Raw genomic sequence first — 17,847 nt, 5'->3', positions numbered from 1 at the left:
CCTTTGCCGTCCCGGACCCGCATTCGCCACTGACGTTTTAGAGGCGGTTTCACGGCTCAGATCATTCAATCTGACCCGATCCGGCTCTAGAGCATGTCCAGCTTTGATTGCTTCGCAATCCAAGCGACAAGACATTCTCTATCCATGAGCTGGAGTGTTTCTGTGTTTCCGTGAAACACGGAAACGCTACAGTTCTGCCGTCGTGAGCTGCTTATCCTTCGGGGAAAGCCGCGCGCGCGGCTCCGCATCACCCGGAACTGGGCGGTCCAAATCCGCCCCGCTTCGCATTGTGACTGGCCCCTGCCGCAAGCGCCGGGCCGTTGAAGGTTGGACCCATGAAGAACCAAGACCGTTCGGGCTCCTCCGGCCCGAGCCAGCGCATGCTGCGCGTGGGCGAACTGGTGCGCCATGCCCTCGCCGACGTGCTCGCGCGCGGCGACCATATCGACCCCAAGCTGTCCGGCATCCTCATCACGGTGCCGGAAGTGCGCATGTCCCCGGACCTGAAGATCGCCACCTGTTTCGTCATGCCGCTCGGCGGCAAGGACGTGACGCCGGTGCTCAAGGCGCTCGCCGCCAACCAGAAGATGCTGCGCACGGAAGTGGGCCGCCGCGTCGAGCTGAAGTCGGTGCCTTCGCTGCGCTTCCTGAAGGACACCTCCTTCGATGAAGGCGCGCGCATCGACGAACTGCTGCGCCGCCCCGACGTCGCCCGCGATCTCGAAGACACCGAAGCCGAGACCGGCGCCCCGGACAACAAGGACGAAGACTGATGAACGCGCCTTTCCCCCAGCCCGAGGATGCGCCGGTGCCGGAAGAGACCGCCCGCGCCCCGCGCGGCCGCGGCCAGCGCCAGCAGCAGCGTGACCAGGCCCCCCGCGCGCCCAAGCGCGACATCGACGGCTGGGTGCTCCTCGACAAGCCGAGCGGCATGACCTCCACCCAGGCGGTGGCCGTTGTGAAGCGCCTGTTCTCCGCCAAGAAGGCGGGCCATGCGGGCACGCTCGATCCGCTGGCCTCCGGCTGCCTGCCCATCGCGCTGGGCGAGGCCACCAAGACCGTCCCCTACATCATGGACGGCCAGAAGACCTATCGCTTCGCCGTCACCTTCGGCGTCGAGACCGACACCGACGACAGCGAGGGCAAGAGCGTCGCGGAGAGCGACCATCGTCCCTCCGACGCGGACATCGTCGCGGCGCTGGCCGGCTTCCACGGCGAGATCATGCAGGTGCCCCCGGCCTATTCGGCGCTGAAGATCGCCGGAGAGCGCGCCTATGACCTCGCCCGTGGCGGCGCGGAAGTGGTGCTGGAGGCGCGCCCCATCACCATCCACCGCCTTGAGCTGGTGGAGCGCCCCGACATCGATACGGCGGTGCTGGAGGCCGAGTGCGGCAAGGGCACCTATGTGCGCGCCATCGCCCGCGACCTCGGCCGCCTGCTCGGCACGCGCGGCCATGTCTCCATGCTGCGCCGCGCCTGCGTCGGTCCCTTCCTCGAAGAGGATCTGGTGCCGCTCGATGAGCTGAAGGCGCGCGCGGAAGCCAGCGAGGCCGACCTCAAGGAGGCACTCGACCCGGTGGGTTCGGCGCTGGAGGAAATCCCGCAGCTCAACGTGACGCCGTCCGATGCCCATCGCCTGCGCTGCGGCCAGAGCATCATCCTGCGCGGCCGCGATGCGCCGGTGCTGGACGGGCATGTGGCCATCTCCTGCCAGGACACGCTGATCGCCATCGGCGATGCCCATGGCGGCGAGGTGCTGCCGCATCGCGTGTTCAACTGGGCGCGGCAGAACCGACCCGACCGCCCCCGCGGCCCCGCCTCGCGCGACACCCGTCCGCGCGAGCCCGAGCCCCGCGAAGAGGTCCACGCGCCTTATTACGAAGATCAGGACTGATCATCGGCTTACAATGACGGGAGAGGCATGCCGCATCCGGCATGCCTCTTGCTTTCCTTTACGGCGGGGGAGTTCTGCCGTTTGAAAGGGAAGCCGTCGGATGACGCGCCGTCTATTACGTATTGCCACTGTTCTCGCGGGCGTTGCGCTCGCCGGTGTGGCGGCCAAGGCCGAGAGCGTCGTGCGCTACGGCATTTCCATGGCAGACATTCCTCTGACCACGGGACAGCCAGATCGCGGCGCGGGTGCCTATCAATTCACCGGCCACACCATCTATGACCCGCTCGTCGCGTGGGAGATGAATGTGGGCGACCGGCCCGGCAAGCTGGTGCCCGGCCTCGCCACCGAATGGAAGGTGGACCCTGCCGATCCGAAGGTCTGGATCTTCACGCTGCGCAAGGGCGTGAAGTTCCACGACGGCTCCGACTTCACGGCCGATGCCGTGGTGTGGAACCTCGACAAGGTGCTCAACGACAAGGCCCCGCAGTTCGACCAGCGGCAGGCCGCCCAGGTCCGCACCCGCCTGCCCTCGGTGGCGAGCTGGAAGAAGATCGACGATTACACCATGTCCATCACCACCAAGGACGTGGACAGCTTCTTCCCCTATCAGCTGCTGTGGTTCCTGGTCTCCTCGCCGGCCCAGTATGAAAAGGTGGGCAAGGACTGGGACAAGTTCGCCTCCGCCCCCTCCGGCACCGGCCCCTTCAAGCTGGACAAGCTGGTGCCGCGCGAGCGCGCGGATCTGGTGAAGAACGAGGCCTATTGGGACAAGAACCGCATCCCCAAGGCCGACCGCATCGTTCTCATCCCCATGCCGGAAGCCCTCACGCGCACCAATGCGCTGCTGGCCGGGCAGGTGGACGTGATCGAGACCCCGGCTCCCGACGCCGTGCCGCAGCTCAAGGCCGCCGGCATGAAGATCGTGACCAACGTGACGCCTCACGTGTGGAACTACGACCTCTCCAAGCTGCCGGATTCGCCCTGGACCGACGTGCGCCTGCGCAAGGCGCTCAATCTGGCCATCGACCGCGAGGGCATCGTCGCGCTCATGAACGGCCTCGCCATGCCCGCCAAGGGCCAGGTGGACGCCACCAGCCCGTGGTTCGGCAAGCCGACCTTTGATGTGAAGTATGATCCGGAAGCCGCCAAGAAGCTGGTGAAGGAAGCCGGCTACTCGGTGGAGAAGCCGCTGAAGACCACCTTCATCATCGCGCAGGGCGGCACCGGCCAGATGCTGTCCCTGCCCATGAATGAGTACATCCAGCAGAACCTGAAGGATGTGGGCATCGACGTGGAGTTCAAGGTGGTGGAGCTGGAGACGCTCTACACCCATTGGCGCAAGGGCGCGAAGGATCCCATCAACAAGGGGATCTCGTCCAACAACATCGCCTATGTGACCTCGGACCCGCTCTATGCGCTGATCCGCTTCTTCGATAGCCGTCAGGTGGCGCCCGTGGGCGTGAACTGGGGCTCCTATGCCAACCCGAAGGTGGATGCCCTGATCGACGAGGCGAAGAAGACCTTCGACCCGAAGAAGCAGGACGAGCTGATGGCGCAGGTGCATGAGCTGGTGGTGGACGACGCCGCCCTTGTGTGGGTGGTGCATGACACCAACCCCCATGCCCTGAACCCGAAGGTGAAGAGCTTCATCCAGGCCCAGCACTGGTTCCAGGACCTGACGACCATCGGGCTTCAGTGAGCCTCTGACGGTCTGATCGACAGAGGGCGGTGCCGGGAGGCGCCGCCCTTTTTTATTGGCCCCGTCAGCCCGCCAGCGTACGGATGCGCTCACCTTCCGGCGGCAGGAAGCCCGCATCGAAGATCTGGTCCACGGTCGGCGGCTGCGCCAATCCCTTTGCCGCCGCGATGATGGCGATGGCCTCCTTCAGCCGGCCCGCATCCGCCGCTCCCATGCCCGGCCCGGCACTTTCCGGATGGGCCATCTCCAGCGCCAGCGTGCCGGCGAGACGGGCGCGGTTGGCGGCGCGGTCGATCGCCGGATTGCGCCGGACCACCGCATCGGTCGCAGCATCGATGTCCGCCACCACGTCCGCCAGTCCCCGGTTGATCGCCCGCACAAGGCCCCGCACCGCCTCCGGATGCTGCTGCCGCAGATGCTGGGACACCATGACCGCCGCGCCATAAAAGCTCGGCACATGCTCCTGCCAGGGCAGATGCCGCAGCACGGCGGCCGGATCGAGCCCGGCTTCCAGCGTCTGGGCGTTGATGGTGTTCACGAAGCCGAACAGCCCGTCCCACTGCCCTTCCAGCATGAGCGGCACGATGTCCTTGTGGGGCAGGTCGGACGCCTCCACCAGCACGCTTGCATGATCGAAGCCGTTGGCATGGGCGAATTCCGGGAACATGCGCCATGCCGCATCGCCTGGATGGGTCGCCAGCAGCCGCCCCACCAGATCCTGCGGCGTGCGCACCGGCCCGGTGGCCGGAACGGCGATGGTGTAGGGCGAGCGATTATGCATCGCATAGACCGCCACCGGCGCCTCGGCGGGCTGCGCGGCCGCGAACTCCACCAGCGCATTCATGTCGCCATAACCGGCATCGAAGGCTCCGCTGGCGATGCGCGGCACCGCATTGGCCAGCGTATCGCCCTCGGTGAAGCAGACCTCCAGCCCCTCGTCGCGGAAATAGCCCCGGTCATCGGCGAGGAAGAACCACGCCTGCGGGCCGGAATAGAAGGTGTTGAGAATGAAATCGAGGCGCAGGAGAGAGGACATGGCGGCATCCTTGCCGTCTGGGCCGCGTCATTGCGGGACGAATGCGGGTACAGTGCAGGATCCGATGCTAGCACGGCCAGCCTGCGCACCGCGATAAAAGCCACGCCAAAGCTTGGCACAGAGGAGGAGCGTCCGGACAGAACCGGACGCTCCCCGGAATACTCACCCCTTCAGCTTCGCCACTACCTCGAACACGCCGGCCACCGCCACTGCGCCGGGATCGAGCACGCCGTCGAGATTCTGCTCGGAGAGATAGGCCGCGCGTCCCGCCTTGGCGCGGCGCATGGTGGCGGTGGCGTCCGCCCCCGCCCGCGCCGCAACCGCAGCCGCCGCGATGCCCTCGGCGGCCAGCGCCTTCAGCGCCGGATCGAGCGCATCCACCATGGTGCGGTCGCCGGGCTGCGCGCCGCCATAGAAGGTCATGCGCTCCAGACCGGCCAGCAGAGCGGCGGGCAGGTCCGCCTTGTCCTCCAGGGATTTGGCGGCGGCGGTGAAGAAGATGGACATGAGCACGCCGCTCGACCCGCCCATGTTGGTGCCGAGCGTGTGGCCGATGACGCCGCAGGTGGTCGCCGCATCGGCCAGCGGCAGCGCGGCGATCTTCGCCTCCACCGAGCGGGCGGCGGTGGCGAAAGTGGAGCCGGTGTCGCCATCGCCGATGCGGGCATCGAGCCGGTTCAGCTCGGCCTCCTGCGCGATCAGGTGCGTACACACGGCCCTCAGGAGCGCTTCCGCCGCCGCATCGGCACTGGCAGCAGGGGCCGCCGCCTCACCCGCCGCATGGGGCGCGGGCAGGAGGACGATGTCGTGGGTCTCCACCGGGGCCACCCACGAGGCGGGCTCCACGCTTGAGCGCAGGGCTTCCTCGCGCGCCGGGTCCAGCTCCACCAGCGAGAGCGAAAAGCCGTTCATGTTCAGCGCCGTCATCAGTGCGCGCGGGCCGATGACCAGCTTCACGTCGGCGGCGAGCTTCGAGGTGAGCACGGCTTCCGCGATCAGGCTCATTTCCAGCGGCGGCACGGCGCCCAGATTGTTGATGAGCAGAGCCTGCGGCTTGCCGGGAGTGAGGTGCGGCAGGAGGCGCTCCACCAGCAGTCCGACGATGTCGGAGGCCGGCTGCAGGCTGATGCGCTCCGCCCCCGGCTCGCCATGAATGCCGAGGCCGAGTTCGCCTTCCTCCTCGCCGAGGCGCGCCTCATGGGGTTGGCCGGGGATGGAGCAGGTGGAGAGCGACACGCCCAGCGAGACGATGCGCGCCGCCGCCGCCTTCGCCGCCAGCGTCACTTCCGCCAGTGTCTCGCCCGCTTCCGCATGGTGGCCGGCGATCTTGTGCACGAACAGCGTGCCGGCCACACCGCGCGGCTGGGCGATGTCGGGCAGTGCGATGTCGTCGCCGACGATCACCATCTCCACCTCGAACCCTTCCGCCCGCGCCTTCTCGGCGGCGAGGCCGAAGTTCAGTCGATCGCCGGTGTAATTCTTCACCACCAGCAGGCAGCCCTTGGCGCCGGTGACGGCGCGGATGGCCGTCAGCACCGCTTCCACGCTCGGCGAGGCGAAGATCTCGCCCGACACGGCGGCGGTGAGCATGCCCTTGCCGACGAAACCGGCGTGGGAGGGCTCATGGCCGGCGCCGCCGCCGGAGATGACGGCGACCTTCGCCTTGTCCCAGTCGGCACGGACCACGACCTTGATGCCCGGATAGGCATCGAGCCGCGCCAGCTTGCCGGGCGGGGAGGTACGCAACAGGCCGTCCAGCGCCTCGGTGACGATGCTGTCCCGGCGGTTGAGGAAATGCTTCATGGGGCGTGTTCCTTGGGTGGGGCGCACCGGCGCCGCGCCGGAGCCGGATCCGATCAGGTTGTTCAACCTGATCGGTGAATCCGTCTCCATGATTTCGGGAGACCGTTTTCACGGGCTCCTGCGCTGGCATTGAAGGGACCGGACGTCCGGAGTGTGGCGGTAAAGGAAAACACAAATGTAACAAACGCTTGGGAGTTAAGCCCCAACGCACCGCCGGCACAAGCCACCACAAATGCTGCACCGCAATATTGCGCAGCATGAACGCAGCATGAAGAAGGATCGGCCGTCAGAAATCCCGCCGCATCACAAGCGCGTCGGTGCGCCCGCTGGGGCCTTCATAATAGCCCTTGCGGCGACCGGCCTCCGCATAGCCGGCCCGGCGATAGAGGGCGATGGCCGGATCATTGCCCGCCTCCACCTCAAGGAAGGAGGCCGTCACCCCCTGCGCGGCGAGGCGGCCGAGATGATGGGTGAGCAGCCGCCGCGCCAGCCCCTGCCCCCGGCTCGCCGCCTCGGTGACGATGGAGAGGATTTCCGATTCCGGCGGCACCGCGTGCGAGAGCACGAAGCCCAGCAGTTTTCCGCGTGGACCCGCCCGCATCACATGGCCGACGCCCGTGCGCTCGGCCAGCAGGCGCTCGAACTCGGAGGCCGACCAGCCACGATGGAAGGCGGTGGCGTGCAGCCGGGCAAGCTCCGGCGCATCCGCCGTCACCGCGTCGCGGATATCCGGCTCAGGGGACGAGAAGAAGCGGGAGAAGGTGCTCATGGCCGGCGTTCAAGGGCGAAAAGGCGGGGCGACAGTCACCGCCGGGCGATGCGCGCGGCGGTCTGCGGCTTGGCGTCCGGCGGGCGCAGATAGAGGGGTTTTGCCTCCGAACGCGCCGGATCGGCCACGGAGCCGAGACGCGCCACCCAGGCCACATCCGGAGCCGCCATGTCCTCGACCAGCGTGGGCAGGGTTTCCTTGGGCGGCCACGCCTCCGCCACCAGCGCGGCGCCGGACCCGACCAGCCGCACCGGTCCGATGGCCACCGCACGCGCCGCATCCTTCACCGCCGCCACGCGGGGCGCGATCAGGGTGCGCCCGCCGGCGCCGAACATCTGCAGATAGACATGGCCGTGCCGGGCATCGATGGCTGACACCACGGGCAAGGTGTCGTCCAGCGCCAGATAGGGCGCTGCCAGCGCCGAGAGGGTCGTGACCCCCACCGCCGGCTTGCCCGCCACCAGCGCGAAGCCGCGTGCGGCGGAGAGCCCCACGCGCAGGCCGGTGAAGCTGCCGGGGCCGACCGTCACCGCCACGCGCCACAGCTGGCGGACCTCAAGGCCCGCATCGCGCATCACCTGCTCGACGATGGGGATGAGGGCCTCGGCATGGCCGCGCTCCATGAGCAGGCTGTCGCCGGCGATGATGGCATCGGCTTCGACGTCGAGCACCGCCACCGAGCAGGCCGCGAGCGCAGTATCTATGGCAAGGACATACATGGATCGTGAGTGCCAGTTCCCCGCACCCACGATCAACCGAAACCGGCTCTGACGGAAGGGGAGAGAGGGGAAACCCCCGGAAAATGTGGAGCTTAGAGCCGGATCAGGCGGGGTTCGGCCCCGCCTCGTCCGTCCTCGGGGGCCGGGTTATCAGACCGGGCGCACTTCCTGCACTTCGGGCACGAAGTGGCGCAGCAGGTTCTCGATGCCGTTCTTCAGCGTCGCCGTGGAGGACGGGCAGCCCGAGCACGAGCCCTTCATGTTGAGATAGACCACGCCCTCCTGGAACCCCCGGAAGGTGATGTCGCCGCCATCCGCCGCCACCGCCGGGCGCACGCGGGTCTCGATCAGTTCCTTGATGGTGTCGACGATCTCGCCATCGGCGGCATCGAAGAACTCCTCGTCATCCGCATGGGAGGCTTCCACGCCGTCCGCCAGCACCGGCGCGCCGGACATGAAGTGCTCCATGATGGCGCCGAGGATGGCGGGCTTCATGTGCGCCCATTCGCCATCCGTCTTGGTGACGGTGACGAAATCGGAGCCCAGGAACACGCCACCCACGCCCTTCACCTCGAACAGGCGCTGGGCGAGCGGGGAGCGGCCGGCTTCCTCGAGGCTGCGGGCCTCGAGCGTGCCGTCGCCCAGCACATTGCGGCCGGGCAGGAACTTGAGGGTCGCCGGGTTCGGCGTGGCCTCGGTCTGGATGAACATGGCTCTGGTCCTTGAGCGATTGCTGGGCGCACCGCCGGGGGGCGCTTGTCTCGCGCAACATAAGCATCCGGAGGCCCTGCGAAAAGGCCCGGTGCCCCCCAACGGCCGTTTGGCGCCATCGCGCTTTCCGGAGCATGCGCGCCGCGCACGGGCAGCCGACCTACACCTTGACTTTGCGGGAGCAGGCTCCACACTCTTCGCGCCCCGAAAACGTGCGTTGCGCGAGGCATGCGTGAACCCTTACGAGGCCCTTCCCGGCGAAGCCTTCTGGCGCACGGCGGTCACCAGCCGGGCGCCGCTGGAGATCGGCCCCTTGTGGCAGCCGAAGTGGCCCATCGGCCCGGAGACCCGAATTGCCGCCTTCGGCTCCTGCTTCGCCCGGCATTTCGGAAGGGTGCTGCGGGCGCGGGGCTTCAGTTTCGTCGATGCTGAGCCTGCCCCCACGCCCTTGCCGGAGGCCGAGCGGCGGCGCCTCGGCTATGACCTGTTCTCGGCCCGCACGGGCAACATCTATACCCCCCGCCAGCTGTTGCAGTGGCTGCGGTGGGCCAGCGGGGCCGCACCGGTACCCGATACGTTCTGGAGCCGGGACGGGCGCACCCACGATCCCTTCCGGCCCGGCATCGAGCCCGACGGCTTTGCCAGCCGCGCCGAGGCGGAAGCCTCCCGCCGCACCGCTCTCGCCAGCCTGGCGCAGGCGCTGGGCGAAACCGATCTGTTCGTCTTCACCCTCGGCCTCAACGAGGCCTGGCGGGACAAGGCGAGCGGGCTGGAATATCCCGTCGCCCCCGGCGTGTGCGCCGATGCCTTCGATCCCGCGCGCCACGCCTTTCACGAGCACACGCTGGGCGACGTGCTGGCCGATGTCTCGGCGGCGCTGGATCTTCTGGCCCACATCCGCCCCGGCGTGAAGGTCCTGCTCACGGTGGCGCCGGGACCGCTGATCGCCACCGCCTCCGGCCGGCATGTGCTGGTGGCCACCGGCGGCTGCAAGGCCATCCTGCGGGCGGCGGCGGGCGAGATGGCCCGGCGGCCGGACTGCGATTATTTCCCCTCCTTCGAACTCATCACCAGCCCACCCTTCCGCGCCATGTTCTTCGCCCCCAATCTGCGGGATGTCAGCGCCTTTGGCGTGGAGGTGGTGATGAATACCTTCTTCGGCGCGCTGGGCAGCGCGGCGGCCGCGCCGCAAGCGCCGGCCGCGCCCGGCCCGGCCGATCCCGAGTGCGACGAGGCGGCGGTGGAACAGTTCGCGCCAGCGCCATGAGCACGTCCCGCATGAGAACGCCCCCATGAGAGCGCCCCCCATCGCGTCCGCACCCGTGACGTCCGCCGCCCTCTTCCTGCTGGGCGATTCCCACGGGCGCATCCTCGCCCAAGTCGCCGCTGAGCGGGGCCAGCCGCTGGCCGGCGGCTTCATCGCCAGCGGTCGCCAGCTCAATGCAGCGGATTTCTACGCGGCGGGCGACGGCGACGTGCGCTTTCACGATCCGAAGATCGAGGCCACCTATCGCGGTGTGCTGGCGACCACCGAGGCGCGACGCCTGTCCGAGATCGCCCTGCCGGTGCTCTGCCTGTTCGGCATGAACTTGCATTATCTCACCCGTCGCGAGGTGTGGGGAGACTTCAGCCTGTCTCCCCATGCCCCCGGCCGCTTCCTCAGTACCGCCACCGTGCGCGCCACCCTGCGGGCGCAAATGGCGGGGGCGCTTGCCTTCCATCGCCATCTCGCCAGCCTCGGGCTGACCGTGATCTCGGCCTTGCCGCCGCGCCGCTTCGCGCCGCCCCCCACTGAAACCTGCCCTGAGGTGTTTCTCGCCTTCGAGGATCTGGCGCGGGAGGAGATCGCCGCCACCGGCACGCAGGTGATCGACCATCGCTCATGGTCGCTCGACCCGGATGGCCGGCTGCGGCCCGAATTCGCCGCGCCGGACGATGCCGTCCACGGCAGCCCGGCCTTCGCCGGTCGCCTGCTGGACGACCTGTTCGCCGCCGCCCGCGCCACCTGATCCGCGCCCGCCTGCCCTTGCGGGAACAAAAGGCCGTGCCCACGTTTTCTGCCGACGGAACGCCCACGCATGGGCGAGACGGAAAGGAGACGGTTTCGATGAACTACATGCGCACGGCCATCCTGCTGGCGGGGCTGACCGCGCTTTTCATGGTGCTCGGCTTCGCCATGGGCGGCAAAGGCGGCATGATGATCGCCTTCCTGATTGCCGCCGGCACGAACATTTTCAGCTACTGGTTCTCGGACAAGATGGTGCTGCGCATGTACGGCGCGCGCGCCGTGGACATGTCCACCGCACCGGAGCTGGTGGGCATGGTCGCGCAGCTGGCCCAGCGCGCCAACCTGCCCATGCCCAAGGTCTACATCATCGACAATCCGCAGCCGAATGCGTTCGCCACCGGCCGCAACCCGCAGAACGCCGCCGTGGCCGCGACCACCGGCCTGCTGCAGATGCTGAACCGCGACGAAGTGGCGGGTGTGATGGCGCACGAGCTGGCGCATGTGAAGCATCACGACACGCTGACCATGACGCTGACCGCCACCATCGCCGGCGCCATCTCCATGCTGGCGAACTTCGGCATGTTCTTCGGCGGCGGCAATCGCGAGAACAACAATCCGTTCGGCCTCGTCTCCACCATCCTGATGGCGATCCTCGCGCCCATGGCGGCCATGGTGGTGCAGATGGCCATTTCCCGCTCGCGCGAATATGTGGCCGACCGCACCGGCGCGGAGATCTGCGGCCAGCCGCTGGCCCTGGCCTCGGCTTTGGCCAAGATCGCGGGCGGCGCCCATCAGGTGCCGAACTATGAGGCGGAAGCGAACCCCGCCACCGCACACATGTTCATCATCAACCCGCTGTCGGGCGCGCGGATGGACAACCTCTTCTCCACCCACCCCAACACCGAAAACCGCATCGCCGCCCTGCAGGAACTGGCGCGCGGGATGGGCGGAGGCGGCGGCTACCGCCAGCCGACCGTGCAACCGGCCCGTGGTGCGGGGACGCCGCCGGGTGGTCCCTGGGGGAATGCGGGCGGCGGTGCGCGGCGGGGGCCTTGGGGGTGAGAGGTATTCCGCAAAGAGGGACCTCAGTACTAAAATTCCAGTTTTTGTAAGCTACTTCCTCCCTTAATCCTCTATTTGGCAATGCATCGCCTCTCTGCTAAAGCCCTGCGTGGGGAGGGGCGTTATATGATTGAACGCGATGGTGGGGTGGAGTTCCACGAAGTCTTGCCAGACGGCTGTCCGCCTGTGACGGCAGAGATCGTCTCAAAGAGTGTGCTGCTTCGTTTTGTGGAACGGGAAGTTCCAGTATTTGACGATTTTGTCTCCCACGCCGCGCTTGGGAAGCCCGTCCCACCCGGAGTTTGCCCTTGCCGCTGGGCATCCTGCTCATTTTTTCGAGTTGAAAAAATCGGAAAGCTACCAAGCATAAAGAACAAACCATTCATTGCCTACGTTGAACTTGATCATACGGCCGGTCTTTGCAACGAGAATGCTAAAAACGGGCATATGGATGTCTGGCTTTCTACCAAGTTCGACCCGAATCGCGCTGTGACCAACGTTATCAGGAGGTCACAAAATGCTTAGGAAGCCATGCAAATCAGCGAAGTTAGTGCAGATTCTCGCATTTTACGACGAACCCCAATTAGCACTATTTGAGACAGACAATAAGCTCAGACTCTTAGCAATCGCCGTCGGAGAGAATTCCGGTCACGAAAATAAATTCTTTTGCGTTGAGGTAATTGACAGATCTTTTCGAGCTTACAAGAATGGAAAAATAGATTTATATTTTCTATTTAAACTGTCTGTCGGAAGGAAGTATTATACCTTTAATTGGTCAAAAATGAGCAACGATGGAACCGTTGAAATCAGATCAGCATCTGGGAGCGACATCCAAAACGATTCATTTTATCCCGAAAGAGGGTTCTTCGAAGAAGATCACACTGAAGAATGGGCTACCAATGTTGGCCCATCTGCCCGTACGCGCTTTGGCATTGACGGCCGTTGGGACGCCAGCGACTTCTCGAAGCTTTATAATCGCATTGGAGATTCCTATTCATTCCTCTCCATCCTACACGACCTTAATACAGATGAGCTGGGAGAAGAGGAGCGAGAAGAAATATCCAATGCAATTACAAAACCAAATCTAGATAGCGGCGGAAGCTATAAAGGATTCTACAACAATATAACATCCAAAGCGCAGGCAATTAGACCCCTACGCATTTCCGGCGTTGAATATCACTCACTGGGCCACATTGAGATTGAGGGTCGGAAAAGTGTTTTTGACGCACTGCGCGCGTCTATATCCGCTATCGAACAAAATCGAGAAGATGCAAAGAGGCACTATCATTTTATATATAAAATATTACAATCGGACGAACTACTAACAGATATAAAAGGAAAGAAATTTTCATCTGAAAAGAACAAGGATGATGCACTTATCAAGACAAAAGAACTTGCTTCAATATTGAAAATTGAGCATTATTCCGGACTTCTTAAAGAAACAAAAGATGATCATGTCATATTTATAAAAAAAATACTCAGTTTTTATAGAAGAATTGAAGCTTTGAATAATTTTACGCTTGAAGGCAGAGTTAATTTTGAGGGAGAGCTGGCTAGGTCCGCACCTTTGTGAGCGTTTGGCTCACTTGGGGGGACAAGGTATTCGCATGCCAGATAAAATCTGAGGCGGCGGATACCTCTGCCCTTGCTTCCCCGCCTCCATCCCCTTAGGTGCACGGGATGAAAGCACCTTCGCGACCCAATCGCCCCCATGGCCCCTCCCGCAGCGGCTCCGGTGGCGGGCCCGGCCCCCGTGGCCCGCGCCCGCCGCAGCGGCCCGCCCAGTCCGCCGGCCTGCCGGCCCGGCTGCTCGCGGCCGATGCGCTCGACCGCATCCTGCGCGGCAATGCCTCGCTGGAAGACGCCTTCATCAATGACCAGGGCCTTGAGCCCCGCGACCGCGCGCTCGCCTTCCGCATCGTCGCAACCGCCCTGCGCCGCCTCGGCACCATCCGCGCGGTGATCGCCGGCATGCTGGACAAGGGCGCGCCGAAGTCCGCCCCCAAGGTGGAAACCGTGCTGCTCGTGGGCGCGGCGCAGATCCTGTTCATGGACGTGCCCGACCATGCAGCGGTAGGCCTGTCCGTGGATATCGCCCGCGGCGACATCACCACCGGCGGCTTTGCCGGCCTCATCAATGCCGTGCTGCGCCGCCTCACCCGCGAGGGCAAGGAGCGCCTTGCCGCCGCAGAAGCCCTGAACCTCGACACACCGGAATGGCTGCGTCAGCGCTGGACCAAGGCCTATGGCGCGGAGAAGGCGAAGGCCATGTGCGCCATCCTCGCCCATGAGCCCGCCCTCGACCTCACCGTGAAGGGCGATCCCGAAAAGTGGGCGGAAGCGCTCGGCGGCGAGGTGCTGCCCACCGGCACCGTGCGCGTGCTCCAGGCCGGCGCCGTGCGTGCGCTGCCCGGCTATGACGATGGCGACTGGTGGGTGCAGGACGCCGCCGCCGCCATCCCCGCCCGCCTGCTGGGCGACGTGGCGGGAAAATCCGTCGCCGACATGTGCGCCGCCCCCGGCGGCAAGACCGCGCAGCTGGCCGCAGCGGGCGCGCACGTCACCGCCATCGACCGTTCCGGCCAGCGCCTCGTGCGGCTGAAGGAAAATCTCGACCGCCTGAAACTCAAGGCGGACGTGCGCGAGGGCGATGCCACCAGCATCGCAGCCGGCCCCTTCGACGCCATCCTGCTGGACGCCCCCTGCTCGGCCACCGGCACGCTGCGCCGTCATCCGGACATCGCCTGGGCCAAGCGCCCCGGCGACGTCGGCACCATGGCCGCCTTGCAGGCCAAGCTCATCGACCATGCGCTGGACCTGCTCAAATCCGGCGGCACCCTCGTCTATGCCACCTGCTCGCTGGAGCCGGAGGAAGGCGAGGACCAGATCGCCCGCGTCCTCAAGGAGCGCACCGACGTCACCCGCGTGAAAATCACGGCCGAGGACGTGCCGGGCATCGCGGCGTTCATCACTCCTCAAGGTGATTTGCGCACTCTGCCCTGTGATTGGGTGCGCGGAGAACCGGAAAGGTCCGGCCTCGACGGCTTCTTCGCCGCCCGCCTGAGCAAGCGCTGACGATCGTTTTCCAACGCTCCGCCGCGCCTGCCCGGGTTCTTGAACATGGGGGACGGCGCGCGCGGCCCGGCTGATTCGGCCAGGCAGCAGCCTGCCCCCGTACGGGCGCGGCTGGTGGCCGCCGAACGAGGGCCATGAGGACCGATGCCGCCTTGCCCCGCCCCAGCGCGCCCTTTTTCGGGCGCCGGGCCGGAGCACGGCACGGTCTCAGAGCCCTCACGGGAGCGGAGCGATGGCGAACACGACGGCTGGGCACATGCCGTGGAACGGACCGGGGCGGCAACGCCGGCCCCGTGGCCGCGGCGTGAGCCGGGTGGCGGTCATGGAGCGTTCGCGCCTCGCGCTCTATCTCATGGACCGCTTCTGGCGGCTCGCCACCGCACGCGCGCCCGGCGCCCCGCTCACCCTCGCGCAGGTGGCGGTGCCGGTGCCCGAGCGCCTGCTCATCGCCCCGCAGGATCTGCGCACGGGTGATCCCACGCAGGCCAGCGAGATCTATGCCGGCACCTTCTCCTTCGCCGGCAAGGTGGCGCTGCTGGAAGGCCGCACCCCGTTCGAACTCGACCCGCCCTCGAAGGAATGGGCGGAGATGCTGCACGGCTTCTCCTGGCTGCGCCATCTGCGCGCCGCCGGCACCACCATCGCGAGGGCCAATGCCCGTGCGCTGGTGGGCGACTGGATGCGCGATCCCGGCCGCGCCAAGGCGATTGCCGCCGATCCGCAGGTGACGGCGCACCGCGTCATCTCCTGGCTCACGCAGGCCCCCTTCATCCTTCAGGATGCCGACCACGACTTCTATCGCCGCTTCATGCGCGCCATCGCCCGGCAGGTGCGGGGCCTGCGCAAGGCGGCCAATGATGCGCCGGACGGCTATCCGCGCCTGCTGGTGGTGATCGCGCTCGTCTTCGCCGGCCTGTGCATGTCCGAGCAGTCGCGCCTCCTGCGCGCGGCCCAGAAGCGCCTCACCGAGGAGCTGGACCGACAGATCCTGCCGGACGGCGGCTGCATCTCCCGCAGCCCCGGCGCGCTCATCGACCTGCTGCTGGACCTGCTGCCGCTGCGCCACGCCTTCGGCGCGCGCAACCAGCCCGCCCCGCCGGCGCTGATGAACGCCATCGACCGCATGATGCCCATGCTGCGCTTCTTCCGGCATGGGGACGGCGCCTTCGCGCTGTTCCACGGCATGGGCCATACGGCGGCGGACCAGCTCGCCACCATCCTCGCCTATGACGATGCGCGCGGGGCGCCGGTGGCCAATGCACCCCATTCCGGCTTCCAGCGGCTGGATGCCAAGGGCACGGTGGTGATCGCCGACACCGGCCCGCCGCCCCCGCTCGCCGCCTCGGCAGAGGCGCATGCCTCGTGCCTCGCGTTCGAATTCTCCTCGGGCCGCAACCGCATCGTGGTGAATTGCGGCATGACGGCCTTCAACCGCGACACCTGGCGGCAGGTGGCCCGCGCCACCGCCGCCCATTCCACGGCGGTGATCGGCGACACCTCCTCCTGCCGCTTCCTGCATGGCAAGAGCCTGACGCGCATCGCGGGTGTCCCCATCGTCTCCGGCCCCCGCGACGTGACCGTGCAGCGGGGCGCCCGCGAGGGCACGGTGCTGCTGCGGGCGAGCCATGACGGCTATGACGAGCCCTTCGGCGTCGTCCACCAGCGCTCGTGGCGCTTGGCGGCGGACGGCAGCCGGCTGGATGGCGAGGATCTGTTCCGCCCGGCGGAAGGCGCGCCGCCGAACCTGCCGCAGACATCCTTCGCCCTGCGCTTCCATCTCCACCCGCAGGTGCAGGTGGACCGTCTGGACGATCCCTCCACCGTGCTGCTCGGCCTGCCGAACGGCGAGGCCTGGGCCTTCGTGGCGCCGGGCCAGCAGGTGGTGCTGGATGAGAGCGTGTTCCTCGGCGGCCCGGATGGTCCGCGCCGGACCACGCAGATCGTGCTGCTGGGCATGCTGGACACGGATCCGCGTCTCGTCTGGACCCTGCTGCGCACCCGCGAGGCCCAGCCGCCCCGTGGCAGCGGCTCACGCGGATCGCGGCACGAAAGCCTGCGCTGAACCGATCCGCTTCTAGCGGATCAGCGCAATGCACACGGCGAGCGTGATCACCGACAGCGCGTTGGTGATGAGGATGGTCTGGGAGGTGGCGACCGCCTCCCGGTCGTAATATTCCGCCAGCATGAAGGGGCCGGTGCCCGTAGGCAAAGCCGCCATCAGCACCGCCATGCCCGCCACCACCGGCGGCAGGTGCAGCACGCCATAGGCCACCACGGCGGTGAGCGCCGGCTGGCCCACCAGCTTGAGCCCCGAGAAGGCGAGCACCGCCTTGTCCGGCCGCCCCTGCGCCCGCGCGCCATTGGCGAGGAACAGGCCAAGCGACATCAGCGCGCAGGTGGTGGCGGTGCCGCCCAGCATGTGCAGCAGGCTCTCCATGGGGGCCGGAATGGGCAGGCCCGTCATCGCCCAGGCAAGGCCGGCGATGGGCGAGATCAGCAGCGGGTTGCGGGCCAGCGAGCGGCCGACCTTCAGCGCCACATGGTGCGGGCGGGCTTCGCTCTGCAATCCCACCTCGATGATCACCATGGCCACCGCGAACAGGGCGCACACGGTGATGACGGCGGCGATGGTGGCGAGCGCCAGGCTCTCGCGGCCGAACACCGCCTCGCAGACCGGAAAGCCCACGAAGCCGGCATTGGCATAGCCGGCGTTGAGCCCGTCGATGGCCGCATCCGCCGCCGGCTGGCCGCGCCTCAGCCGGAGGAAGAAGGCGATGGCGAAGATGCCGAAGGTGCCGGCCGAAAAGGCGACGATGAAGCCCGGCTGCCAGATGGCGCTCCACTTCACCCCCGCCATCACGTCGAACAGCAGCGCCGGCAGCGCGAGATAGACCACGAAGCGGTTGAATTCCGAGGCCGCCGTGGCACCGAGAATGCCGCCCCGCCGGCACGCATAGCCCGCCGCGATGATCGCGAAGATGGGGAGGATGGTGAGAACGGTGGTCAGCACGGGCGCGGGTCCAGATGATGAGACCTCCGCTCTACGGGTGGCACCGATGCAAATCCAATAC

At 66.7% G+C, this 17,847-nt stretch carries 16 protein-coding genes; 10 read left to right on the top strand and 6 right to left on the bottom strand.

Annotated features, from left to right (window positions below; genetic code table 11):
* The first annotated feature begins 335 nt into the window (after positions 1-335).
* The 3 genes from rbfA (at position 336) to IEW24_RS22265 (ending at position 3,593) form a co-directional block, all read left to right on the top strand.
* Positions 336-773 carry a 30S ribosome-binding factor RbfA gene (gene rbfA / locus IEW24_RS22275; protein WP_188582815.1) on the top strand — a complete coding sequence of 146 codons (438 nt, stop codon included), beginning with the start codon at positions 336-338 and terminating at the stop codon, positions 771-773.
* Positions 773-1,894 (top strand): tRNA pseudouridine(55) synthase TruB, encoded by a 1,122-nt coding sequence (gene truB / locus IEW24_RS22270; RefSeq protein ID WP_188582813.1) that lies wholly within the window; start codon positions 773-775, stop codon positions 1,892-1,894. The genes rbfA and truB overlap by 1 nt, the downstream gene beginning before the upstream one ends.
* A 100-nt stretch (positions 1,895-1,994) precedes the next feature.
* Complete coding sequence (locus tag IEW24_RS22265; RefSeq protein ID WP_188582811.1) at positions 1,995-3,593, top strand: ABC transporter substrate-binding protein; 1,599 nt, start codon at positions 1,995-1,997, stop codon at positions 3,591-3,593.
* A 64-nt stretch (positions 3,594-3,657) separates the two neighbouring features.
* On the opposite strand, the gene IEW24_RS22260 is transcribed toward IEW24_RS22265, so the two are convergent.
* The 5 genes from IEW24_RS22260 to IEW24_RS22240 all read right to left on the bottom strand — a co-directional run bounded on the left by IEW24_RS22260 (position 3,658) and on the right by IEW24_RS22240 (position 8,631).
* Positions 3,658-4,629 (bottom strand): ABC transporter substrate-binding protein, encoded by a 972-nt coding sequence (locus IEW24_RS22260; RefSeq protein WP_188582809.1) that lies wholly within the window; start codon positions 4,627-4,629, stop codon positions 3,658-3,660.
* A gap of 162 nt (positions 4,630-4,791) precedes the next feature.
* A complete protein-coding gene (locus IEW24_RS22255; RefSeq protein WP_188582807.1) occupies positions 4,792-6,432 on the bottom strand; it encodes a dihydroxyacetone kinase subunit DhaK in 1,641 nt (546 codons plus the stop codon).
* Between the two features lie 286 nt (positions 6,433-6,718).
* Positions 6,719-7,201 (bottom strand): GNAT family N-acetyltransferase, encoded by a 483-nt coding sequence (locus tag IEW24_RS22250; RefSeq protein ID WP_188582805.1) that lies wholly within the window; start codon positions 7,199-7,201, stop codon positions 6,719-6,721.
* Positions 7,202-7,236: 35 nt separating this feature from the next.
* Positions 7,237-7,920: a tRNA (adenosine(37)-N6)-threonylcarbamoyltransferase complex dimerization subunit type 1 TsaB gene (gene tsaB, locus IEW24_RS22245; RefSeq protein ID WP_188582803.1), complete on the bottom strand. Its 684-nt coding sequence runs from the start codon at positions 7,918-7,920 to the stop codon at positions 7,237-7,239.
* Positions 7,921-8,070: 150 nt separating this feature from the next.
* A complete protein-coding gene (locus tag IEW24_RS22240; protein WP_188582801.1) occupies positions 8,071-8,631 on the bottom strand; it encodes a NifU family protein in 561 nt (186 codons plus the stop codon).
* Between the two features lie 232 nt (positions 8,632-8,863).
* Between IEW24_RS22240 and IEW24_RS22235 the strand changes: the two genes are divergently transcribed.
* The 7 genes from IEW24_RS22235 (at position 8,864) to IEW24_RS22205 (ending at position 16,838) form a co-directional block, all read left to right on the top strand.
* On the top strand, positions 8,864-9,898 hold the full coding sequence (locus IEW24_RS22235; RefSeq protein WP_188582800.1) for a GSCFA domain-containing protein: 1,035 nt from the start codon (positions 8,864-8,866) through the stop codon (positions 9,896-9,898).
* A gap of 25 nt (positions 9,899-9,923) precedes the next feature.
* Complete coding sequence (locus IEW24_RS22230; RefSeq protein WP_188582798.1) at positions 9,924-10,640, top strand: hypothetical protein; 717 nt, start codon at positions 9,924-9,926, stop codon at positions 10,638-10,640.
* 98 nt (positions 10,641-10,738) lie between these two features.
* Entirely contained in the window at positions 10,739-11,701 is a 963-nt protein-coding gene (gene htpX, locus IEW24_RS22225) for a zinc metalloprotease HtpX (RefSeq protein WP_188582796.1), read from the top strand.
* Between the two features lie 126 nt (positions 11,702-11,827).
* Complete coding sequence (locus tag IEW24_RS22220; RefSeq protein ID WP_188582794.1) at positions 11,828-12,226, top strand: hypothetical protein; 399 nt, start codon at positions 11,828-11,830, stop codon at positions 12,224-12,226.
* Entirely contained in the window at positions 12,219-13,274 is a 1,056-nt protein-coding gene (locus tag IEW24_RS22215; RefSeq protein ID WP_188582792.1) for a hypothetical protein, read from the top strand. Before IEW24_RS22220 ends, IEW24_RS22215 begins: the two co-directional genes overlap by 8 nt.
* A 107-nt stretch (positions 13,275-13,381) precedes the next feature.
* Entirely contained in the window at positions 13,382-14,776 is a 1,395-nt protein-coding gene (rsmB, locus tag IEW24_RS22210; RefSeq protein ID WP_188582790.1) for a 16S rRNA (cytosine(967)-C(5))-methyltransferase RsmB, read from the top strand.
* A gap of 232 nt (positions 14,777-15,008) precedes the next feature.
* The gene (locus IEW24_RS22205; RefSeq protein WP_244644607.1) at positions 15,009-16,838 is read left to right on the top strand and encodes a heparinase II/III family protein; all 1,830 of its coding nucleotides are present in this window, start codon (positions 15,009-15,011) and stop codon (positions 16,836-16,838) included.
* A gap of 12 nt (positions 16,839-16,850) precedes the next feature.
* On the opposite strand, the gene IEW24_RS22200 is transcribed toward IEW24_RS22205, so the two are convergent.
* Positions 16,851-17,786: an AEC family transporter gene (locus IEW24_RS22200; RefSeq protein ID WP_188582788.1), complete on the bottom strand. Its 936-nt coding sequence runs from the start codon at positions 17,784-17,786 to the stop codon at positions 16,851-16,853.
* Positions 17,787-17,847 lie beyond the last annotated feature (61 nt).

The sequence above is a fragment of the Azorhizobium oxalatiphilum genome, from assembly GCF_014635325.1.
GTDB lineage: Bacteria > Pseudomonadota > Alphaproteobacteria > Rhizobiales > Xanthobacteraceae > Azorhizobium > Azorhizobium oxalatiphilum.
The sequence above is the reverse complement of the archived record's forward strand: the minus strand, read 5'-3'. Positions and strand labels throughout refer to the sequence as shown.

What these genes read in the sequence shown, in the direction of transcription:
- rbfA (WP_188582815.1), top strand. Translation starts at nt 336, where the DNA reads ATGAAGAACCAAGACCGTTCGGGCTCCTCCGGCCCGAGCCAGCGCATG.
- truB (WP_188582813.1), top strand. Translation starts at nt 773, where the DNA reads ATGAACGCGCCTTTCCCCCAGCCCGAGGATGCGCCGGTGCCGGAAGAG.
- IEW24_RS22265 (WP_188582811.1), top strand. Translation starts at nt 1,995, where the DNA reads ATGACGCGCCGTCTATTACGTATTGCCACTGTTCTCGCGGGCGTTGCG.
- IEW24_RS22260 (WP_188582809.1), bottom strand. Translation starts at nt 4,629, where the DNA reads ATGTCCTCTCTCCTGCGCCTCGATTTCATTCTCAACACCTTCTATTCC.
- IEW24_RS22255 (WP_188582807.1), bottom strand. Translation starts at nt 6,432, where the DNA reads ATGAAGCATTTCCTCAACCGCCGGGACAGCATCGTCACCGAGGCGCTG.
- IEW24_RS22250 (WP_188582805.1), bottom strand. Translation starts at nt 7,201, where the DNA reads ATGAGCACCTTCTCCCGCTTCTTCTCGTCCCCTGAGCCGGATATCCGC.
- tsaB (WP_188582803.1), bottom strand. Translation starts at nt 7,920, where the DNA reads ATGTATGTCCTTGCCATAGATACTGCGCTCGCGGCCTGCTCGGTGGCG.
- IEW24_RS22240 (WP_188582801.1), bottom strand. Translation starts at nt 8,631, where the DNA reads ATGTTCATCCAGACCGAGGCCACGCCGAACCCGGCGACCCTCAAGTTC.
- IEW24_RS22230 (WP_188582798.1), top strand. Translation starts at nt 9,924, where the DNA reads ATGAGAGCGCCCCCCATCGCGTCCGCACCCGTGACGTCCGCCGCCCTC.
- htpX (WP_188582796.1), top strand. Translation starts at nt 10,739, where the DNA reads ATGAACTACATGCGCACGGCCATCCTGCTGGCGGGGCTGACCGCGCTT.
- IEW24_RS22220 (WP_188582794.1), top strand. Translation starts at nt 11,828, where the DNA reads ATGATTGAACGCGATGGTGGGGTGGAGTTCCACGAAGTCTTGCCAGAC.
- IEW24_RS22215 (WP_188582792.1), top strand. Translation starts at nt 12,219, where the DNA reads ATGCTTAGGAAGCCATGCAAATCAGCGAAGTTAGTGCAGATTCTCGCA.
- rsmB (WP_188582790.1), top strand. Translation starts at nt 13,382, where the DNA reads ATGAAAGCACCTTCGCGACCCAATCGCCCCCATGGCCCCTCCCGCAGC.
- IEW24_RS22205 (WP_244644607.1), top strand. Translation starts at nt 15,009, where the DNA reads ATGGCGAACACGACGGCTGGGCACATGCCGTGGAACGGACCGGGGCGG.